The sequence below is a fragment of the Herbiconiux dendrobii genome, assembly GCF_052048175.1.
In the GTDB taxonomy this organism is placed as follows: Bacteria; Actinomycetota; Actinomycetes; order Actinomycetales; family Microbacteriaceae; genus Herbiconiux.
Genome location: NZ_JBLZQV010000004.1, coordinates 248,372 through 263,812 on the forward strand (window position 1 = coordinate 248,372; position 15,441 = coordinate 263,812).

Annotated in this window: 13 protein-coding genes; 4 read left to right on the top strand and 9 right to left on the bottom strand. The window is 71.3% G+C overall.

Annotated elements, in window-relative coordinates; all coding sequences use genetic code 11:
- Positions 1–77: 77 nt before the first annotated feature.
- Positions 78–659, bottom strand: coding sequence for a TetR/AcrR family transcriptional regulator (locus ACN4JJ_RS14015; RefSeq protein ID WP_440710503.1), 582 nt, complete (start codon positions 657–659; stop codon positions 78–80).
- A 146-nt stretch (positions 660–805) separates the two neighbouring features.
- On the opposite strand from ACN4JJ_RS14015, the gene ACN4JJ_RS14020 reads away from it, so the two are divergent.
- The 4 genes from ACN4JJ_RS14020 (at position 806) to ACN4JJ_RS14035 (ending at position 6,185) form a co-directional block, all read left to right on the top strand.
- A complete protein-coding gene (locus ACN4JJ_RS14020) occupies positions 806–2,410 on the top strand; it encodes an ABC transporter substrate-binding protein (protein ID WP_440710504.1) in 1,605 nt (534 codons plus the stop codon).
- Between the two features lie 7 nt (positions 2,411–2,417).
- Positions 2,418–3,470, top strand: a complete 1,053-nt coding sequence (locus ACN4JJ_RS14025; RefSeq protein WP_440710505.1) for an ABC transporter permease — start codon at positions 2,418–2,420, stop codon at positions 3,468–3,470.
- An 80-nt stretch (positions 3,471–3,550) separates the two neighbouring features.
- Positions 3,551–4,345, top strand: a complete 795-nt coding sequence (locus ACN4JJ_RS14030; protein ID WP_440710829.1) for an ABC transporter permease — start codon at positions 3,551–3,553, stop codon at positions 4,343–4,345.
- 112 nt (positions 4,346–4,457) lie between these two features.
- Positions 4,458–6,185 carry a dipeptide ABC transporter ATP-binding protein gene (locus tag ACN4JJ_RS14035; RefSeq protein WP_440710506.1) on the top strand — a complete coding sequence of 576 codons (1,728 nt, stop codon included), beginning with the start codon at positions 4,458–4,460 and terminating at the stop codon, positions 6,183–6,185.
- Between the two features lie 30 nt (positions 6,186–6,215).
- Here ACN4JJ_RS14035 and ACN4JJ_RS14040 read toward each other — a convergent pair whose 3' ends face one another.
- The 8 genes from ACN4JJ_RS14040 to ACN4JJ_RS14075 all read right to left on the bottom strand — a co-directional run bounded on the left by ACN4JJ_RS14040 (position 6,216) and on the right by ACN4JJ_RS14075 (position 15,352).
- Positions 6,216–6,656 (bottom strand): DUF1801 domain-containing protein, encoded by a 441-nt coding sequence (locus ACN4JJ_RS14040; RefSeq protein ID WP_440710507.1) that lies wholly within the window; start codon positions 6,654–6,656, stop codon positions 6,216–6,218.
- A 139-nt stretch (positions 6,657–6,795) separates the two neighbouring features.
- On the bottom strand, positions 6,796–8,511 hold the full coding sequence (locus tag ACN4JJ_RS14045) for an AMP-binding protein (protein WP_440710508.1): 1,716 nt from the start codon (positions 8,509–8,511) through the stop codon (positions 6,796–6,798).
- Between the two features lie 27 nt (positions 8,512–8,538).
- Positions 8,539–8,997, bottom strand: a complete 459-nt coding sequence (locus ACN4JJ_RS14050) for a MaoC/PaaZ C-terminal domain-containing protein (protein WP_440710509.1) — start codon at positions 8,995–8,997, stop codon at positions 8,539–8,541.
- A gap of 52 nt (positions 8,998–9,049) precedes the next feature.
- Complete coding sequence (ispG, locus tag ACN4JJ_RS14055; protein ID WP_440710830.1) at positions 9,050–10,180, bottom strand: flavodoxin-dependent (E)-4-hydroxy-3-methylbut-2-enyl-diphosphate synthase; 1,131 nt, start codon at positions 10,178–10,180, stop codon at positions 9,050–9,052.
- A 156-nt stretch (positions 10,181–10,336) separates the two neighbouring features.
- A complete protein-coding gene (locus ACN4JJ_RS14060; RefSeq protein WP_440710510.1) occupies positions 10,337–11,665 on the bottom strand; it encodes a M50 family metallopeptidase in 1,329 nt (442 codons plus the stop codon).
- Between the two features lie 62 nt (positions 11,666–11,727).
- Complete coding sequence (locus ACN4JJ_RS14065; RefSeq protein ID WP_440710511.1) at positions 11,728–12,825, bottom strand: 1-deoxy-D-xylulose-5-phosphate reductoisomerase; 1,098 nt, start codon at positions 12,823–12,825, stop codon at positions 11,728–11,730.
- Positions 12,826–12,866: 41 nt separating this feature from the next.
- Positions 12,867–13,841 carry an FKBP-type peptidyl-prolyl cis-trans isomerase gene (locus ACN4JJ_RS14070; protein WP_440710512.1) on the bottom strand — a complete coding sequence of 325 codons (975 nt, stop codon included), beginning with the start codon at positions 13,839–13,841 and terminating at the stop codon, positions 12,867–12,869.
- Between the two features lie 47 nt (positions 13,842–13,888).
- Entirely contained in the window at positions 13,889–15,352 is a 1,464-nt protein-coding gene (locus ACN4JJ_RS14075; protein WP_440710513.1) for an MFS transporter, read from the bottom strand.
- Positions 15,353–15,441 lie beyond the last annotated feature (89 nt).

Sequence of the window (15,441 nt, forward strand, 5' to 3'; positions counted from 1 at the left end):
CGTAACACTGTGACACGTCGCCCGCCGAGGCGTGCCCCGCCGGTGGCCCGTCCGGTTGAGCCGGGCGGCGGATGCCGTCAGCCGGCGAATCCGGCGAGCGCCGGTTCCACCACGCGGTCGACGTAGGAGACGAGGGGATCGCGTTCGGGGCCGTCGGCCGCCCAGCGCCCCACCGCAGCCGCCGCGGCGCCGAGCACCGCCAGCGCGGTCGCCCGTGCGCGGAGTGCGGCATCCGGACCGGTCAGGCGCACGGCCAGGAACCGCTCTATCGCGTCGGCGTGCGCGAGGGCCCGCGCCAGCCCGGCCGCCTTCAGCTCGGCGTCGATCCCCATCACCTCGTGCTGGGTGAGCACGAGCGGGGCACGCTCGGCCGTGAAGGTCTCGGCGGTCGCGTGCAGAGCACCGGCCACCGCCTCGAGCGGAGAGGATTCGCCGGCCGCCGCGGCGAGCGCCTCGGCGAGCACGGCGAGGCTGGCGTCGAGCTCGACCCAGAGCAGATCGCTCTTCGAGCCGAAGTAGTTGAAGAAGGTGTTGCGGCTCACCCCGGCGCGCTGGGTGATCTGCTCGATCGTGGTCTTGGTGTAGCCCTGCTCGAGGAAGAGTTCGCTGGCGGCCTCTTCGAGCATCCGCTGGGAGGAGGCGCGGGGGCGTCCGGCCATGGCGTGATCTCCTGAAGGGAATAACTAGACCCAGTCCAACAATTAGACTGGTGACGATCACAGCAGATCGCCCTCCCACCATTCCACATGAGACGAGCTCCAGAGTGCCACTCCGCCATCGATCACGAACCCTGTCCGCCCTCGCGGTGACCGCCGCCACCGCCATCCTGCTGGCGGGCTGTGCGGGCGCCTCCCCCGCGGCCACCGAGAGCACGCCGGTCGCCGGCGGCACGCTCACCTACGCCACCGGGTTCGGCGAGCCGACCTGCCTCGACCCGCACGTGGGCGGCAACATGCCGCAGGCGCTGCTCGGCACCAACGTGCTCGAGTCGCTGTTCTCGCAGGACGCCGACGGCGCGATCGTGCCCTGGCTCGCGACGGCGGGCACCCCCTCGGCCGACGGTCTGAGCTGGGACATCACGCTTCGTGACGACGTGACCTTCACCGACGGCACGCCCTTCGACGCCGAAGCCGTGAAGGCCAACGTCGAGCACATGAAAGACCCGGCCACGGCATCCTCCACCGCCATCCTCGCGCTCGGCAAGGTGGCCTCCGTCGAGGTCGTCGACCCCACCACCGTGCGGTTCGTGCTGAGCGAACCTGACAGCGCGCTGCTCGAGTCGCTCGCGCAGACCTGGCTGGCCATCGAGTCGCCGGCCGGGCTCGCCCGCTCGCAGGAGGAGAACTGCGAGGCCCCGATCGGCACCGGCCCCTTCACCGTCGAGAGCTGGACGAAGCAGGACAACGTGACGCTCGTACGCAACGAGTCGTACAACTCCTCCCCCACGGGAGCCGCCCACGAAGGGCCCGCCTATCTCGAGAAGATCGTCTGGCGCTTCATCCCCGATCCCGCCACGCGCTTCGCGGCGCTGCAGTCCGGCCAGGTCGACGTCATCGACGAGATGCAGCCCGACAACGTGGTGACGGCCACCTCGTCTCAGGACCTCGCCGTTCTGCAGGGGGCGCTGCCCGGAGCATCCATCCGCCTGGAACTGAATTCGGGCTACGCGCCCTTCGACGACGAGCGCGTCCGCAAGGCGTTCATCGCCTCGGCCGACGTGAATCCCGGCATCGAGAGCCTGTTCTTCGGTACGGTCGAGCGCTCGTACTCGGTGCTGTCGACCTCGACCCCCTTCGGCGCCTCCTACGAGGACGACTTCGCGATCGACGTCGACAAGGCGAACGCCCTGCTCGACGAGGCCGGCTGGACCACCCGCGACGCCGACGGCTACCGCACGAAGGACGGTTCCCGCTTGACGGTCGACTTCCCCATCTCGACCAACCAATCGATCCCGGCCGAACAGTCGCTGTTCGAGCAGATCCAGGCCACCACCAAGGAGGTGGGCTTCGACGTGCAGCTGCATCCGCTGGACCTGTCCAGCTGGTACGCCTCGCTCGCCGCCTGGGACTTCGGGGTCACCAGCGCGATCTACACCAAGAACTCGGCCGACGTGCTGCGCATCCTCTACGACTCCGCCAACATCCAGCCGGCGCCGAGCGGATACCACCCGAACCACTCGCACGTCGACATCCCCGAGCTCGACGCCCTGCTGACCGAGGCCGGCGAGACGACGGATGCCGACGAGCGGGCCGAAGCCTACGCCGAGGCGCAGAAGATCCTCTCCGACGGCGCCTACGTGCTGCCGCTGTACGACCACCTGCAGAAGATCGGCTACCGCACCTCGGTGCAGGGGCTCTCGCTGCTGCCGACGCTGCAGCTGCCGTACCTCGCCGACGCGTGGGTGCAGTAGCGCCCGGATGACGCACACGGTCGGTGACGACGGAGTGGAAGCCGCGGTTCGGGCCCCCGCTCCGTCGTCGACGGCATCGGGGCCGGAACTCCGTCGTTCGCGCGCGTCGCGAGCGTGGCGGGTCGCGCGGGGCATCCTGCTCCGGATCGGAGGCGGGCTGTTCGTGCTGTGGGCCGCGGCCACGCTCACCTTCTTCGGGCTGCGGCTGATCCCGGGCGACCCGGCCCAGGCCATCCTCGGCGGGCCGGGATCGCAGGCGAGCGCCGAGGCGCTGGCGCAGGTGCGGGCCGACTACGGGCTCGACCAGCCGATCGGGGTGCAGTACCTCGCTCAGCTCGCACGGCTCGCCACGGGCAACCTCGGCACCTCGTACTCGCTGCGGAGCCCGGTGGCGGAGGTGATCGGCGCGCAGATCGGCGGCACGCTGCTGCTCGCCGCCCTCGCGCTGATCGTGGCGTGGACCATCGCGCTCGGGCTCGCGGTGTGGTCGACGCGGGGCGGACGGATCGCGGCCGCCGTGGGCTCGACGCTCGAGATCGTGGCCGCCGCCGTGCCGCACTTCTGGCTGGCGACCGTTCTGGTGCTGGTGTTCAGCACGGCGCTGCGCTGGTTCCCCGCGGTGAGCACCTCGGGGCCGGAGGGGCTCGTGCTGCCGGTGCTCACGCTGGCGCTGCCGCTGGCGGGGTTCCTCGGGCAGGTGATGCGCGAATCGGTGCTGGATGCGCTCAGCGCGCCCTTCGTGCTGTCGGCCCGGGCGCGCGGCGAGAGCGAGAACGGCGTGCGCTGGCGGCACGTGCTGCGGCACGGGTCGCTGCCCGGCATCGCCCTGTCGGGATGGGCCTTCGGGTTCCTCATCTCGGGCGCCGTCGTGGTGGAGACGATCTTCGCCCGGCCGGGGCTCGGGCGCACGCTGCTGAACGCGGTGCAGCTGCGCGACGTGCCGCTCGTGGTGGGCGTCGTGCTGGTGGTGGCGCTCGGGTACGTGATCATGACGGTGGCGACGGATGCGGCCTCCCGGCTCGCCGACCCGCGGTTGCGCCGGGCGGGGGTGGCGCTGTGACGACGCTGGTGGAACTGCCGGCGCGCGGCGGTGGTCGCGCGGGTATCGGGCGCGGCCCGGGTGCCGCTCGCGGCGCTCGTGTGCTCGGGGTCGCTCAGTGGGGGGCGATCGGGGTGCTGGCGGTGCTGCTGCTCGCGGCGGTGCTTCCGGGCGTGCTGGCTCCCGGCGATCCGCTGGCCATCGACCCGGCGCAGGCCTTTCTCTCGCCGCGCTGGGGGCATCCGTTCGGCACCGACGAGTCGGGGCGGGACATCTACACGCGGGTCGTGCACGGCGCGGCTCCCTCGCTCGTGATCGGCGTCGCCGCCACGGCGATCGGCATCGTGCTCGCGCTCGTGCTGGGGCTCGCCGCCGCACTCGGTGGGCGGGTCGTCGACTTCGGGGTGAGCCGGCTGCTGGAGGTGCTGTTCGCGTTCCCGGGGCTGCTGCTGGCGCTGCTCGTGATCACCGTCTACGGACCGGGGATCGTGACCTCCACGATCGCCGTCGGACTCGCGACGGCGCCCGGGTACGCGCGGATCATCCGGTCGCAGACGCGCTCGGTGGCCTCGGCGCCGTACATCGAGGCGGCGGTGGTTCTGGGGCGGTCGCGCGGGCGCATCCTGGTGCAGCACATCCTGCCGAATGCGGTCGTGCCGGTGTTCGTGCTCGTCACGCTCGGGGTCGGGCAGGCGATCGTGTGGGCCGCCGCGCTGAGCTACCTCGGGCTCGGCGCCGAGCCGCCCGCCGCCGAGTGGGGCGCGATGCTGTTCGCCGGCAAGAACTACCTGGCCACGGCCTGGTGGATGACGTTCTTCCCGGGCCTCGCGATCGTGCTGAGTGCCGTGGCCGCCACCGTGCTCGGCCGTGCCCTGCAGCGCCGGGGCCCGCGGTGAGCGCGCGTCTTCCCACCCAGGCTCCCACGACTTGCCACCACTTCTGGCAAGTCGGCACCGAAACCGTCGACTTCTGCCAGGTCGCCCGGCGCCACGTGCCCGGAGTGGCCTCGTGAGCGCTCCGGTGGTGCGGGTCGAGGGGCTGCGGGTGGGGTTCGGGGCGGGCGGGCGCCGCGCTCAGGGACCGGCCGTCGTCGATGGGGTGTCGTTCGAGCTGCACGCAGGGCGGGCGGTGGCGATCGTGGGCGAGTCCGGATCGGGCAAGTCGGTCACGGCGCGGGCTCTGGTGGGGCTGGCCGGGCCGGGGTCGTGGATGACGGCCGAGGCGCTCGAGGTGGGCGGAGCATCCGTTCTCGGCCCGATCGGACGGGACGGGACCGCACGCGGGCTGCCGGCGGCGGCGTGGCGGCGCATCCGGGGCCGGCAGATCGGGCTGGTGGTGCAGGATGCGCTGGTGTCGCTGGATCCGCTGCGGCCGATCGGGCGCGAGATCGGCGACGCCCTGCGGCTGCACACCGACCTCTCTCCGGTGCAGCGTCAGCGGCGGGTGCTCGAACTGCTCGAGTCGGTGGGGATGCCCGAGCCGGCCGAGCGGATGCGACAGCGCTCGGGCGAGCTGTCGGGCGGGCTGCGGCAGCGGGCGCTGATCGCCTCGGCGCTGGCCGCCGACCCCGCGGTGCTGATCGCCGACGAGCCGACGACCGCGCTGGACAGCACGGTGCAGGCGCAGATCCTCGAGCTGTTCGAGAGCATCAAGGCGCGCGGGACGGGGCTGCTGTTCATCAGCCACGACCTCGCGGTGGTGTCGCGGATCGCCGACGAGGTGCTCGTGATGCGTGCGGGACGGGTGGTGGAGTCGGGGCCGGTCGCCCAGGTGCTCGGCGACCCGCAGCACGAGTACACGAAGACGCTGCTGCGCGCGGTTCCGACGGGGGTTCCGCGCGGGGTACCGCTCTCGGTGAGCCGGGGGGTCAGCGGCCTCGAGGGCGTGTCCGGCCGCGCGCCCCGTCCGCCCGCCGCCGCACCCACCTCCGCGCGGGAGGCAGCGGCTCCGGGCACTGCGGCCGATGCGCCGCCTCTCGTCGTGGAGGTCGCCTCGGTGAGCAAGCGCTTCGGGGCCCGCACGGCGGTCGATCAGGTGTCGCTCGCCATCGCCCCCGGCACGACGCTCGGCCTGGTGGGCGAGTCGGGGTCGGGCAAGACCACGCTGGGACGCATCATCCTGGGGCTGACGGCTCCGGATGCCGGCACGGTGACGCTCGACGGCGCTGCGTGGGCCCCGCTGCGCGAGCGCGAACGGCGCTCCCGCCGGCCGCTGCTCGGCGCGGTGTACCAAGACGCACTGTCGTCGTTCGACCCGCGACTCACCGTGGGACGGATCCTCGAGGATGCGCTGCGAGGGGAGAACGCGGGCGGCGGCGGCGTGCGTGAGCGCGTCGGCGGCCTGCTGCACGAGGTGGGCCTCTCCTCCGACACCGCCGAGGCTCGGCCACTGCAGCTCTCGGGAGGTCAGCGCCAGCGCGTCTCCATCGCCCGGGCACTCGCCCCGCAGCCGCGGGTGATCGTGCTCGACGAACCGGTCTCGGCGCTGGACGTCTCGATCCAGGCGCAGATCCTCGATCTGCTCGACCGTCTGCAGCGCGAGCGCGGCGTCGCCTACCTCTTCATCTCGCACGACCTCGGCGTGGTGCAGCACATGAGCGACCGGCTCGCCGTGATGAAGGAGGGGCGGATCGTGGAGCAGGGCTCGTCGGCCGAGGTGTTCGCCCGGCCCGAGCATCCGTATACCCGAGCGCTCTTCGCCGCCGCACCCCGGATCAGGCCGTCCGCATCGTCGTGACGCGGACGAGCGGGAGCGACGCGACCGTCGTCAGCCGGCCGCCCGGGCGACGAGGCGGGCGATCGTCGGCGCGGTGTCGTCGGTGATCTCGGTGAGGGCGTAGGAGGTCGGCCAGAGGCCGTTCGGGTCGTCGAGGTTCGCCTGCGAGCTGAAGCCGAGGGTGCTGTATCGCTCCTTGTCCTGCTGGCCGCTGCGGAAGAAGACGACGGGCTTGCCGCCGCGGGTCCAGGCCGGCTGGCCGTAGAACAGCTTCGGCAGCAGGTCGGGAGCGGCCTCGGCGACGATCCCGTGCAGGCGCTCGGCCATCCCGCGGTCGGGCTGCGGCATGCCCTCGATCTTCTCGCGCATCGTCGCGGCGTCGGCGGCGGCCTTCTCCTCGGCCTTGCCGCGCTTCGCGTCGGCCTTCAGCTCGGCCGCACGATCTCTCATGGCGGCCTTCTCCTCGGCGGAGAACCCGGCTGCTGCGGTCATGAGGTGCCTTCCCTTCGACGTCGAACTTGTGACACCACGGTATCGACACCTGTCGGTGCTTCGCTTCTCAGATCCTGCTCGATCGACGAGCGTCCCGAGCCCCGTGATTCCGAGCCCCACGATCACGAACGGGGCGAGGTCAGAGCCGGTCGCCGCGCCACTCCGAGGCGAGCTCCTCGCCGCGGTCGTAGGCGGCCTGCTCGCGCTCGCGCAGCTCGACCCGGCGGATCTTGCCCGAGATCGTCTTCGGCAGCTCGAAGAACTCGATCCGGCGCACCCGCTCGAAGGCCGAGAGCTCCGTGCGGCTGTGGTCGAAGATCGCGGTCGCGGTCGCGGCATCCGCCATCCAGCCCTCGGCGAGGGCGACGTAGGCCTTGACGACGGTGTGGCGCGTCGCATCCGGAGCCGGCACGACCGCCGACTCGGCGACCGCCGGATGCCGCAGCAGAACGCTTTCCACCTCGAACGGCGAGATCTTGTAGTCGGACGATTTGAAGATGTCGTCGGTGCGGCCGATGAAGGTGATCGTGCCGTCGTCGGACCGCTCCGCCACGTCGCCGGTGTGGAAGTAACCGCCCGCGCGGGCCGTCGCGGTGCGCTCCTCGTCGGAGTGATAGCCCGCCATCAGGTTCACCGGCTCGACCGAGAGGTCGATGCAGATCTCCCCCGTCGTCGCCGGCGAACCGCTCACCGGATCGATGATCGCGATGGCCACGCCGGGGAGGGCCCTCCCCATGGCGCCCGGCACCACCGTCCCGCCCGGCGTGTTGGCGATCAGGGCCGTGGTCTCGGTCTGACCGTAGCCGTCACGGATGGTCAGGCCCCAGGCGTCCTGCACCGCGGAGATCACACCGGGATTCAGCGGCTCGCCGGCCGAGAGGGCTTCGCGGAGAGCGCGGGGCTTCTTTCCGAGATCGGCCTGGATGAGCATCCGCCACACCGTCGGCGGGGCGCAGAAGGTGCTGACCTCCGCCTGGTCGAGGCGGCGCAGCAGGGCGGCGGGCTCGAAGCGCGCGTAGTTGGAGACGAACACCGTGGCCTCGGCGTTCCACGGCGCGAAGAAGCAGCTCCAGGCGTGCTTGCCCCAGCCGGGCGAGCTGATGGCGAGGTGCACGTCGCCCGGCCGGAGCCCGAGCCAGTACGACGTGGAGAGGTGCCCGACCGGGTAGGAGGCGTGCGTGTGCACCACCATCTTGGGCTTGGACGTGGTGCCGGAGGTGAAGTAGATCAAGCACGGGTCGTCGGAGCGCACCAGGACCGTGGGGCTGATGCCGATCCCCTCGAGGGAGTCGTCGTAGTCGAGCCAGCCGTCGGGTCGGCCACCGGTCGGGCCGCCGGTCGGGCCGCCGTCGGATGCTCCCACCACGATCCGGGTGAAGTCGCCGTCGAGCCCGTCGAACTTGGCGACGTCGGCGGCATCCACGATCACGTGGCTCACCTGTCCGCGTTCCAGCCGGTCGGCGAGGTCGGCGGGCGAGAGCAGCGTGGTGGTGGGCAGGATGACGGCGCCGAGCTTCATGATGGCGAGCATCGACTCCCAGAGCTCCACCCGGTTGCCGAGCATCAGCATCACGTGATCGCCCTGTTCGACGCCCTGCGCGGCAAGCCAGGCGGCCACCTCGTCGGATCGCCAGCGCATCCGGTCGAAGCTCACCCTCGTCTCGCGGCCGTCCTCCTCGACGATCCACAGCGCGGTCTTCTCATTGCCGACGGCGATGGCGTCGAACCAGTCGACGGCCCAGTTGAACTGCTCCCCCACATCCGGCCACGCGAAGGCGGCTTCGGCGGCGACCGCGTCCTCGCGGTGCTCGATCAGGATGTCGCGGGCGGCCCGGAGGTTCTCGGTCGGGTTCATCCCCTCAGTCTGCCGCATCCCGCCTGCCTAGCCGCTGACCGGGCGGGTGAGCATGAGCATGTCCATCCGGCCGGACTGCACCGTGTCGCCGTGCTGGTTGCGCAGCGTGAGGCGGCGCTCGACGACCCCCGTCGTGCCCGACGAGGTGAGACGCAGGCCGAGGATCTCCACGGTGCAGGTGAGCGTGTCCCCGATGAACACCGGGGCCGCGAAGCGCCAGCCGTCGATGCCGAGCAGCGCGGCGGAGCTGCCCTCGAACATGCCCGTACGCGCGATCAGGCCGAGGGCGAGCGACGCCCCGTAGAGCCCGTTCACGATCCGCCGCCCGAAGCGCGACTGCGCCGCGAACTCGGCATCCGTGTGCAGCTGGTTGTTGTCGTTCGTGAGCGCCGCGAACATCACCAGGTCGGTCTCGGTGACCGTCTTGCCGGGCGTGACGAACACCTGGCCCGTCTCGAAGTCCTCGAAGTAGTGCGTGTCAGCCATGCGTCCAGGCTAGCGAGCCGCGACCGGCATCACGACGACGCGGTGCCCCGCGTCAGGCGGTGACGACCTGCGGGCCGCCCACGGCATCCGACGGCATCTCGGCGGCGAGGCGGTTGGCCTCGGCGATCAGCGTAGCCACGATCTCCGACTCGGGCACGGTCTTCACGACCTCGCCCTTCACGAAGATCTGGCCCTTGCCGTTGCCGGAGGCCACGCCGAGGTCGGCGTCGCGCGCCTCACCCGGCCCGTTCACGACGCAGCCCATCACGGCCACCCGCAGCGGCACGGTCATGCCCTCCAGGCCCGCGGTGACGTCGTTCGCGAGCGTGTACACGTCCACCTGGGCACGGCCGCACGAGGGGCACGACACGATCTCGAGCTTGCGCTCACGCAGGTTGAGCGACTGCAGGATCTGCAGGCCCACCTTCACCTCCTGCGCCGGCGGGGCCGACAGCGAGACGCGGATGGTGTCGCCGATGCCCTCCGCGAGCAGGATGCCGAACGCCGTCGACGACTTGATGGTGCCCTGGAACTCGGGGCCGGCCTCGGTGACACCGAGGTGCAGCGGCCAGTCGCCGCGTTCGGCGAGCTGACGGTAGGCCTTCACCATGATGATCGGGTCGTTGTGCTTGACCGAGATCTTGAAATCGTGGAAGTCGTGCTCCTCGAACAGCGAGGCCTCCCAGACGGCGCTTTCCACGAGCGCCTCGGGCGTGGCCTTGCCGTACTTCGCCAGCAGCGAGGGCTCGAGCGACCCGGCGTTGACCCCGATCCGGATGCTGACCCCGGCGGCCTTGGCGGCGGCGGCGATCTTGCCCACCTGGTCGTCGAACTTGCGGATGTTGCCCGGGTTCACGCGCACGGCGGCACAGCCGGCGTCGATCGCGGCGTAGACGTAGTTGGGCTGGAAGTGGATGTCGGCGATCACCGGGATCTGCGACTTCTTCGCGATGATCGGCAGCGCCTCCGCGTCGTCGCGCGAGGGCACGGCCACACGCACGATGTCGCATCCGGAGGCCGTCAGCTCGGCGATCTGCTGCAGCGTGGCGTTGATGTTCGGCGTGGGAGTCGTGGTCATCGACTGCACGCTCACGGGGGCGTCGCCGCCCACGAGCACCTTGCCCACCTTGATCTGGCGGGACTTACGCCGCGGGGCGAGGGTTTCAGGGGGCGGTTTCGGCATCCCGAGGTTGATTGCAGGCACGGATTCAGTCTAGATCCGTTGTCTGGACGAGCGGTCAGCACCGGGTGAACGGATGCCGCGACCGCGGTCACCCCCGGTGCAGGCCGCGCCGATCTAACCGAAGACGTCGATGGGCTACCCGAAGACGTCGGTGGGCTACCCGAAGACGTTGATCGGCTTCACGATGTCGGCGTACACCAGCAGGGCGGTCATGCCGCCGAACAGGATGACGACCGCGAAGGTGAGCGGCATGAGCTTGGCGGCGTCCACCGGCCCCGGGTCTTTGCGCTTGAACAGCTTGGCGAAGAAGCGCCGGATGCCCTCCCAGAGCGCCGAGACCACGTGTCCGCCGTCGAGCGGTGTGAGCGGCACGAGGTTGATCACGAACAGCGCGACGTTGAGCGAGCCGAGCAGTCCCAGCAGGCTGGCGGCCTTGGAGGCGAGCGGGATGGTGTCGATCGACGCGATCTCGCCGGCGACCCGGCCGACGCCGACGACGCTGATCGGCCCGTTGATGTCGCGCTCGCCCGATCCGAACGCCGCCTGGGCCACGCCGTAGAGCTTCTGGGGCAGGTTGGCGACCAGCCCCACGGTGCTGCCGATCGTGTCGCCCACCATCGGGAGCACGGCGGTGATCGGCTGCGGAACCAGTTCGGAGGCGGCCCCGATGCCGACGAAGCCCACGTCTTGCGTGACGCTCGTGCCGTCGGCATCCTTCACCACGGCGCCCTTGTCGTCGAGGACGTAGCGCTCGGTGAGCAGCGGGGTGAGGCTGAGGGTGGTCTCGACGCCGTCGCGCAGCACGACGAGCGGCAGGGTGTCGCCGGCCGAGTCGCGGATGATCTGGGTCGACTGGTCCCAGCTGGTGATGGGGGTGCCGCCGAGGCTGACGAGCTGGTCGCCCGGCTGGATTCCCGCCGCCGCACCCGGCGACTGCTGGTCGCCGTCTTCGCAGGTCTGGCGGTCGCTCGTGGCGGGCAGCACGCAGGACGAGACGCTGCCGACCGTGGTGGAGGACTGCACCGTGCCGAAGCCGACCAGCACGATCGAGAAGAACACGACCGCGAGCACGAGATTCATGAACGGACCGCCGAGCATGACGATGATGCGCTGCCACACGGGCTTGCGGTAGAAGGCCCGGTCTTCGTCGAGGCCGATGGTGAGCTGGGACTGCTGACGCGCATCCTGAACCATCGACTGGAAGAAGCCGGTGCTGTTCGCCACCGCCTTCTCGCCCTCGCGCCGCGGCGGGAACATGCCGATCATCGAGATGTAGCCGCCGAAGGGGATGGCCTTGAGCCCGTACTCGGTCTCGCCGCGCCGGCGGGAGAAGACGGTGGGGCCGAAGCCGATCATGTACTGCGTGACCTTGATGCCGAACAGCTTGGCCGGCACCAGGTGCCCCACTTCGTGCAGGCCGATGGACACGGCGACGCCGACGGCGATGACGAGCACGCCGAGAATGAACTGCAGGACCGTTTCCACACGAGGACCCTACCCCGGCGCCCGAAGACGCCGCTGACCTTTCCCTGTGCGCGGGATGTGGGCTAGCTGCGGGGCTTGGCCAGCAGGGCGTCGGCGGTGGCGCGGGCCCAGAGTTCGGCCTCGGCGAGGGAATCGCGGGTGAGGGTGTCGGAGGGCATCTCGTGCAGGTCGACCACGCGGCGCACGGTGTCGACGATGTCGAGGAAGCCGATCCGGCCGGCATGGAAGGCTGCCACGGCCTGCTCGTTCGCCGCGTTGAAGACCGCGGGATAGCTGCCGCCGGCGCGTCCGACCTGCTTGGCCAGGGCGACCGCGGGGAACGCGGCCTCGTCCAGCGGGGCGAAGGTCCAGCTGTGCGACTGCGTCCAGTCGATCGGCGCGCCGACTCCGGCCACCCGCGACGGCCAGTCCAGGCCCAGCGAGATGGGCAGGCGCATGTCGGGCGGGGAGGCCTGGGCGATCGTCGATCCGTCGACGAACTCCACCATGGAGTGCACCACCGACTGCGGATGGACCGTCACCTCGATATCGCTAAATGGCACATCGAACAGCAGATGCGCCTCGATCACCTCGAGGCCCTTGTTCACCAGCGTGGCGGAGTTCGTGGTAACCACGAGCCCCATGTCCCAGGTGGGGTGGGCGAGCGCCTCGCGGGGCGTCACCGACGACATGTCCTCGCGGCTGCGACCGCGGAACGGGCCTCCGGATGCGGTGAGCACCAGGCGGGACACCTCGCCGTGGGTGCCCGAGCGCAGTGCCTGCGCGATGGCCGAGTGCTCGGAGTCGACGGGCACGATCTGCCCGGGGGCCGCGATGCCCTTCACGAGCTCACCGCCCACGATCAGGCTCTCCTTGTTCGCGAGCGCCAGCGTGCGGCCCGCCTCGAGCGCCGCCAGGGTCGGGCCGAGCCCGACCGATCCGGTGATGCCGTTCAGCACCACGTCGGCGTCGATGTCGCGCACGATCTGCTCGGCCTCGACGACGCCGAGACCGGTCTGACCGGCATCCACACCGAACTCGGCGGCCTGCGCGTCGAGCGTCTCGCGGTTGGTGCCCGCGACGAGCCCCACCACCTCGAACCGCTCGGGATTGGCGCGGATGACGTCGAGCGCCTGGACGCCGATGGAACCGGTGGACCCGAGGATGATGACACGTCTCACCGTGCCATCATCCCACTGCCGGTCGGTTCCGGATGCCGGGATCAGCTCGCCGAGGCCGTCGCCAGGATGTCGACCACGAAGACGAGGGTGTCGGTGCCGGAGATGCCGGCGGAGCTGTTGCCGTCGGATCCGTAGCCCTGGTCCGGCGGGATGACCACCAGCACCTGCGAGCCGACCGTCTGGCCGATCATCGCGGCCGCGAAGCCCTTGACCACGCCCGTGGTCTGGAAGGTGCGCGGACCGCCGTTGCCCCAGCTCTGGTCGAACACGGTCTTGGAGCCCCAGATCACTCCCTGGTACTGCACGGTGACGCTGTCGCCGTCACCCACGACCGCTCCGTCGCCCTTCTTCAGGGTCTCCATCTGGAGCTCGGCGGGCGGGTCGGTGTCGGGGATGGTGACGGTGGGCGCGCCCGTGTCGTCGAGCTCGACGGTCGGGAAGCCGTCTTGCGCGGGCTGGTCTTCGCCGTCGGCGCGGGTGGGCACCACGGCCTCGACGTCGGCGACCATCACCATGCTGTCGGTGGCCGCGATGCCGAGCGAGGAGTTCCCGGTCTCGCCGAACGCGTCGGCCGGCGGGATGACCGCGACCACGCGCGACCCGATCGGCACGCAGGCGACCGCGTTCACGATGCCGGGGATGTACTGGGTGTCGTCGAGTGTGAGCTGCAGCTGCGTGCCGCCCTCGTCGAGCGTGGAGAACACCTGCGCGCCCGAGGTGCCGTTGTAGATGGTGAAGTCGATGGTGGCGACCTCGCCGTTCACGACATCCGCCCCGTCTCCCTCGGTGACGACGGTGCGCTCGGTGGCGTCGACCGAGAGCGGGCCGGTGAAGGCCGTGGTGGGGAGGGCCCCGAAGTCGCCGGTGACGGTGACCGAGTCGGAGGCGCTGCCCGAGGAGGCCGAGGTGCACTCCCCCGAGGCGGCATCCGTGGAACTCGGATCGGACGCGGAACACCCCGCCAGCAGGAGTGTGGCGGCGGCGACGGCGGTCACGACGACCGGGATTCTGCGCATGGTTCCTCTTCGTGAGAGATGGGGAGGGGATCGCGAGCCAGTCTGGCTCAGTCCCCTTGGGCCAAGCTGATGACCGCCTGGGAGCGGCGTCGGCGTACCAGGAGCGCGATGATGCCCACCAGACCGGCGACGCCGACGGCGGATGCTCCGGCGGCGGTGATCAGGAAGCCCGCGCGGGCGGCGGAGGCGTCGATGAGGATGCCGGCCAACGCCGATCCCGCCGTCACGCCGATGCTCATGGCGGTGGAGGGCCAGGCGAGGCCCTCGGTGAGGCGTTCCCGCTCGACGCGGGATTCGACCAGCGCCATGGCCGAGATCAGCAGCGGTGTGGTGGCGCCGCCGGCGACGAGCAGGGCGGCGCCGAGGGCGGGGAGGGTGGGCACGAAGACGGCGAGGGACACCACGATGCCGTAGGCGAGCGCGCTGGCGGCCACCATGACGGCGGGGCGGATGCGGGTACCTCTGGCGCCGAACACGAGGCCCGAGACGACGCTGCCGAGGGCGAACATCGCGAGCAGGAAGCCGGCCGCCGCGGGCGCGCCCTCGGCCTCGCTCACGCCGACGGCGGTGAGGTCGAGCGAGCCGAACACCACGCCGACCCCGAGGAAGACGGGGAGGAGGGCGAGCACGCCGCGCGGCAGCGGGCGGAGCATGCGGCGGCGGCGCGGCGGCGCGGCGGGTTCCCGATAGGCGGCGGCGGGCGGCTCCGGATGCGCGGCGGCGGCCGATCCTGCGGCGGGCTCCGCAAAGGCAGCGGCGGCTGGCTCGCGCTGCACGACCGGGGTGGTGCGGCGCTGCAGCACCAGGGCCGCTCCCCCGACCACCCCGAGCAGCAGGCCGACGCCGAACCCCAGCACCGGATTCACGGCGGCGGCCAGCACGGTCACCAGCGGCGGCCCGATCACGAACACCGACTCGTCGGCCACCGACTCCAGCGACAGCGCGGTGTGGCGGGCCTCACCGGCCGGCAGCAGCGACGACCAGCGTGCGCGGGTCGCCGATCCGATGTCCACCGAGGTGGCGCCCACCAGGAACGCCGCCACGAACCAGGTCCACTGGGGAGCGCCGGCCAGCACGACGGCGAGCAGCGCGAGCCCGGCGAGCGTCGAGACGCTCACGGTGACGATCAGGATGCGGCGCTGACCGAGGCGGTCCATGCCGCGCGACCAGAGGGGACCGAAGACGGCGACCCCGATCACGATCGCCGCGGCGACGGCGGCCGCCAGCGTGTAGCGGCCCGTCGCGCCGGCGATCAGCAGCTCGGAGCCGAGGCTGAGCGTGGAGCGCGGGATGCGGCCGATCCAGCCCGCCACGAAGAAGGCCGCCGAGCCGCGCACCGCGAAGATGCGGCGGTAGCGGCGCAGCGGGCCGGTGTGGCTGTTCGAGTCGCGCGAGGTCGTCGGGTTCGGCGCATCCGGAACCGCCTGACCGGGAGCAAGCGCTGGCGCAGGCACCGGGGCGGTCGCGGGCTGCGAGGTGGCGGGCAACGGCGTGGCGGCGTCGTGCGGCACGGTGTGTCTCGTCAATCTGGCCACGCGAAGGAGGGAACGCCCACCGGCTGTCTCGTGACGCTCCGATCCTATCCCGGGGCACCGCGCTT

What these genes read in the sequence shown, in the direction of transcription:
- ACN4JJ_RS14040 (WP_440710507.1), bottom strand. Translation starts at nt 6,656, where the DNA reads ATGACCGCAGCAGCCGGGTTCTCCGCCGAGGAGAAGGCCGCCATGAGA.
- ACN4JJ_RS14015 (WP_440710503.1), bottom strand. Translation starts at nt 659, where the DNA reads ATGGCCGGACGCCCCCGCGCCTCCTCCCAGCGGATGCTCGAAGAGGCC.
- ispG (WP_440710830.1), bottom strand. Translation starts at nt 10,180, where the DNA reads ATGCCGAAACCGCCCCCTGAAACCCTCGCCCCGCGGCGTAAGTCCCGC.
- ACN4JJ_RS14025 (WP_440710505.1), top strand. Translation starts at nt 2,418, where the DNA reads ATGACGCACACGGTCGGTGACGACGGAGTGGAAGCCGCGGTTCGGGCC.
- ACN4JJ_RS14070 (WP_440710512.1), bottom strand. Translation starts at nt 13,841, where the DNA reads ATGCGCAGAATCCCGGTCGTCGTGACCGCCGTCGCCGCCGCCACACTC.
- ACN4JJ_RS14045 (WP_440710508.1), bottom strand. Translation starts at nt 8,511, where the DNA reads ATGAACCCGACCGAGAACCTCCGGGCCGCCCGCGACATCCTGATCGAG.
- ACN4JJ_RS14050 (WP_440710509.1), bottom strand. Translation starts at nt 8,997, where the DNA reads ATGGCTGACACGCACTACTTCGAGGACTTCGAGACGGGCCAGGTGTTC.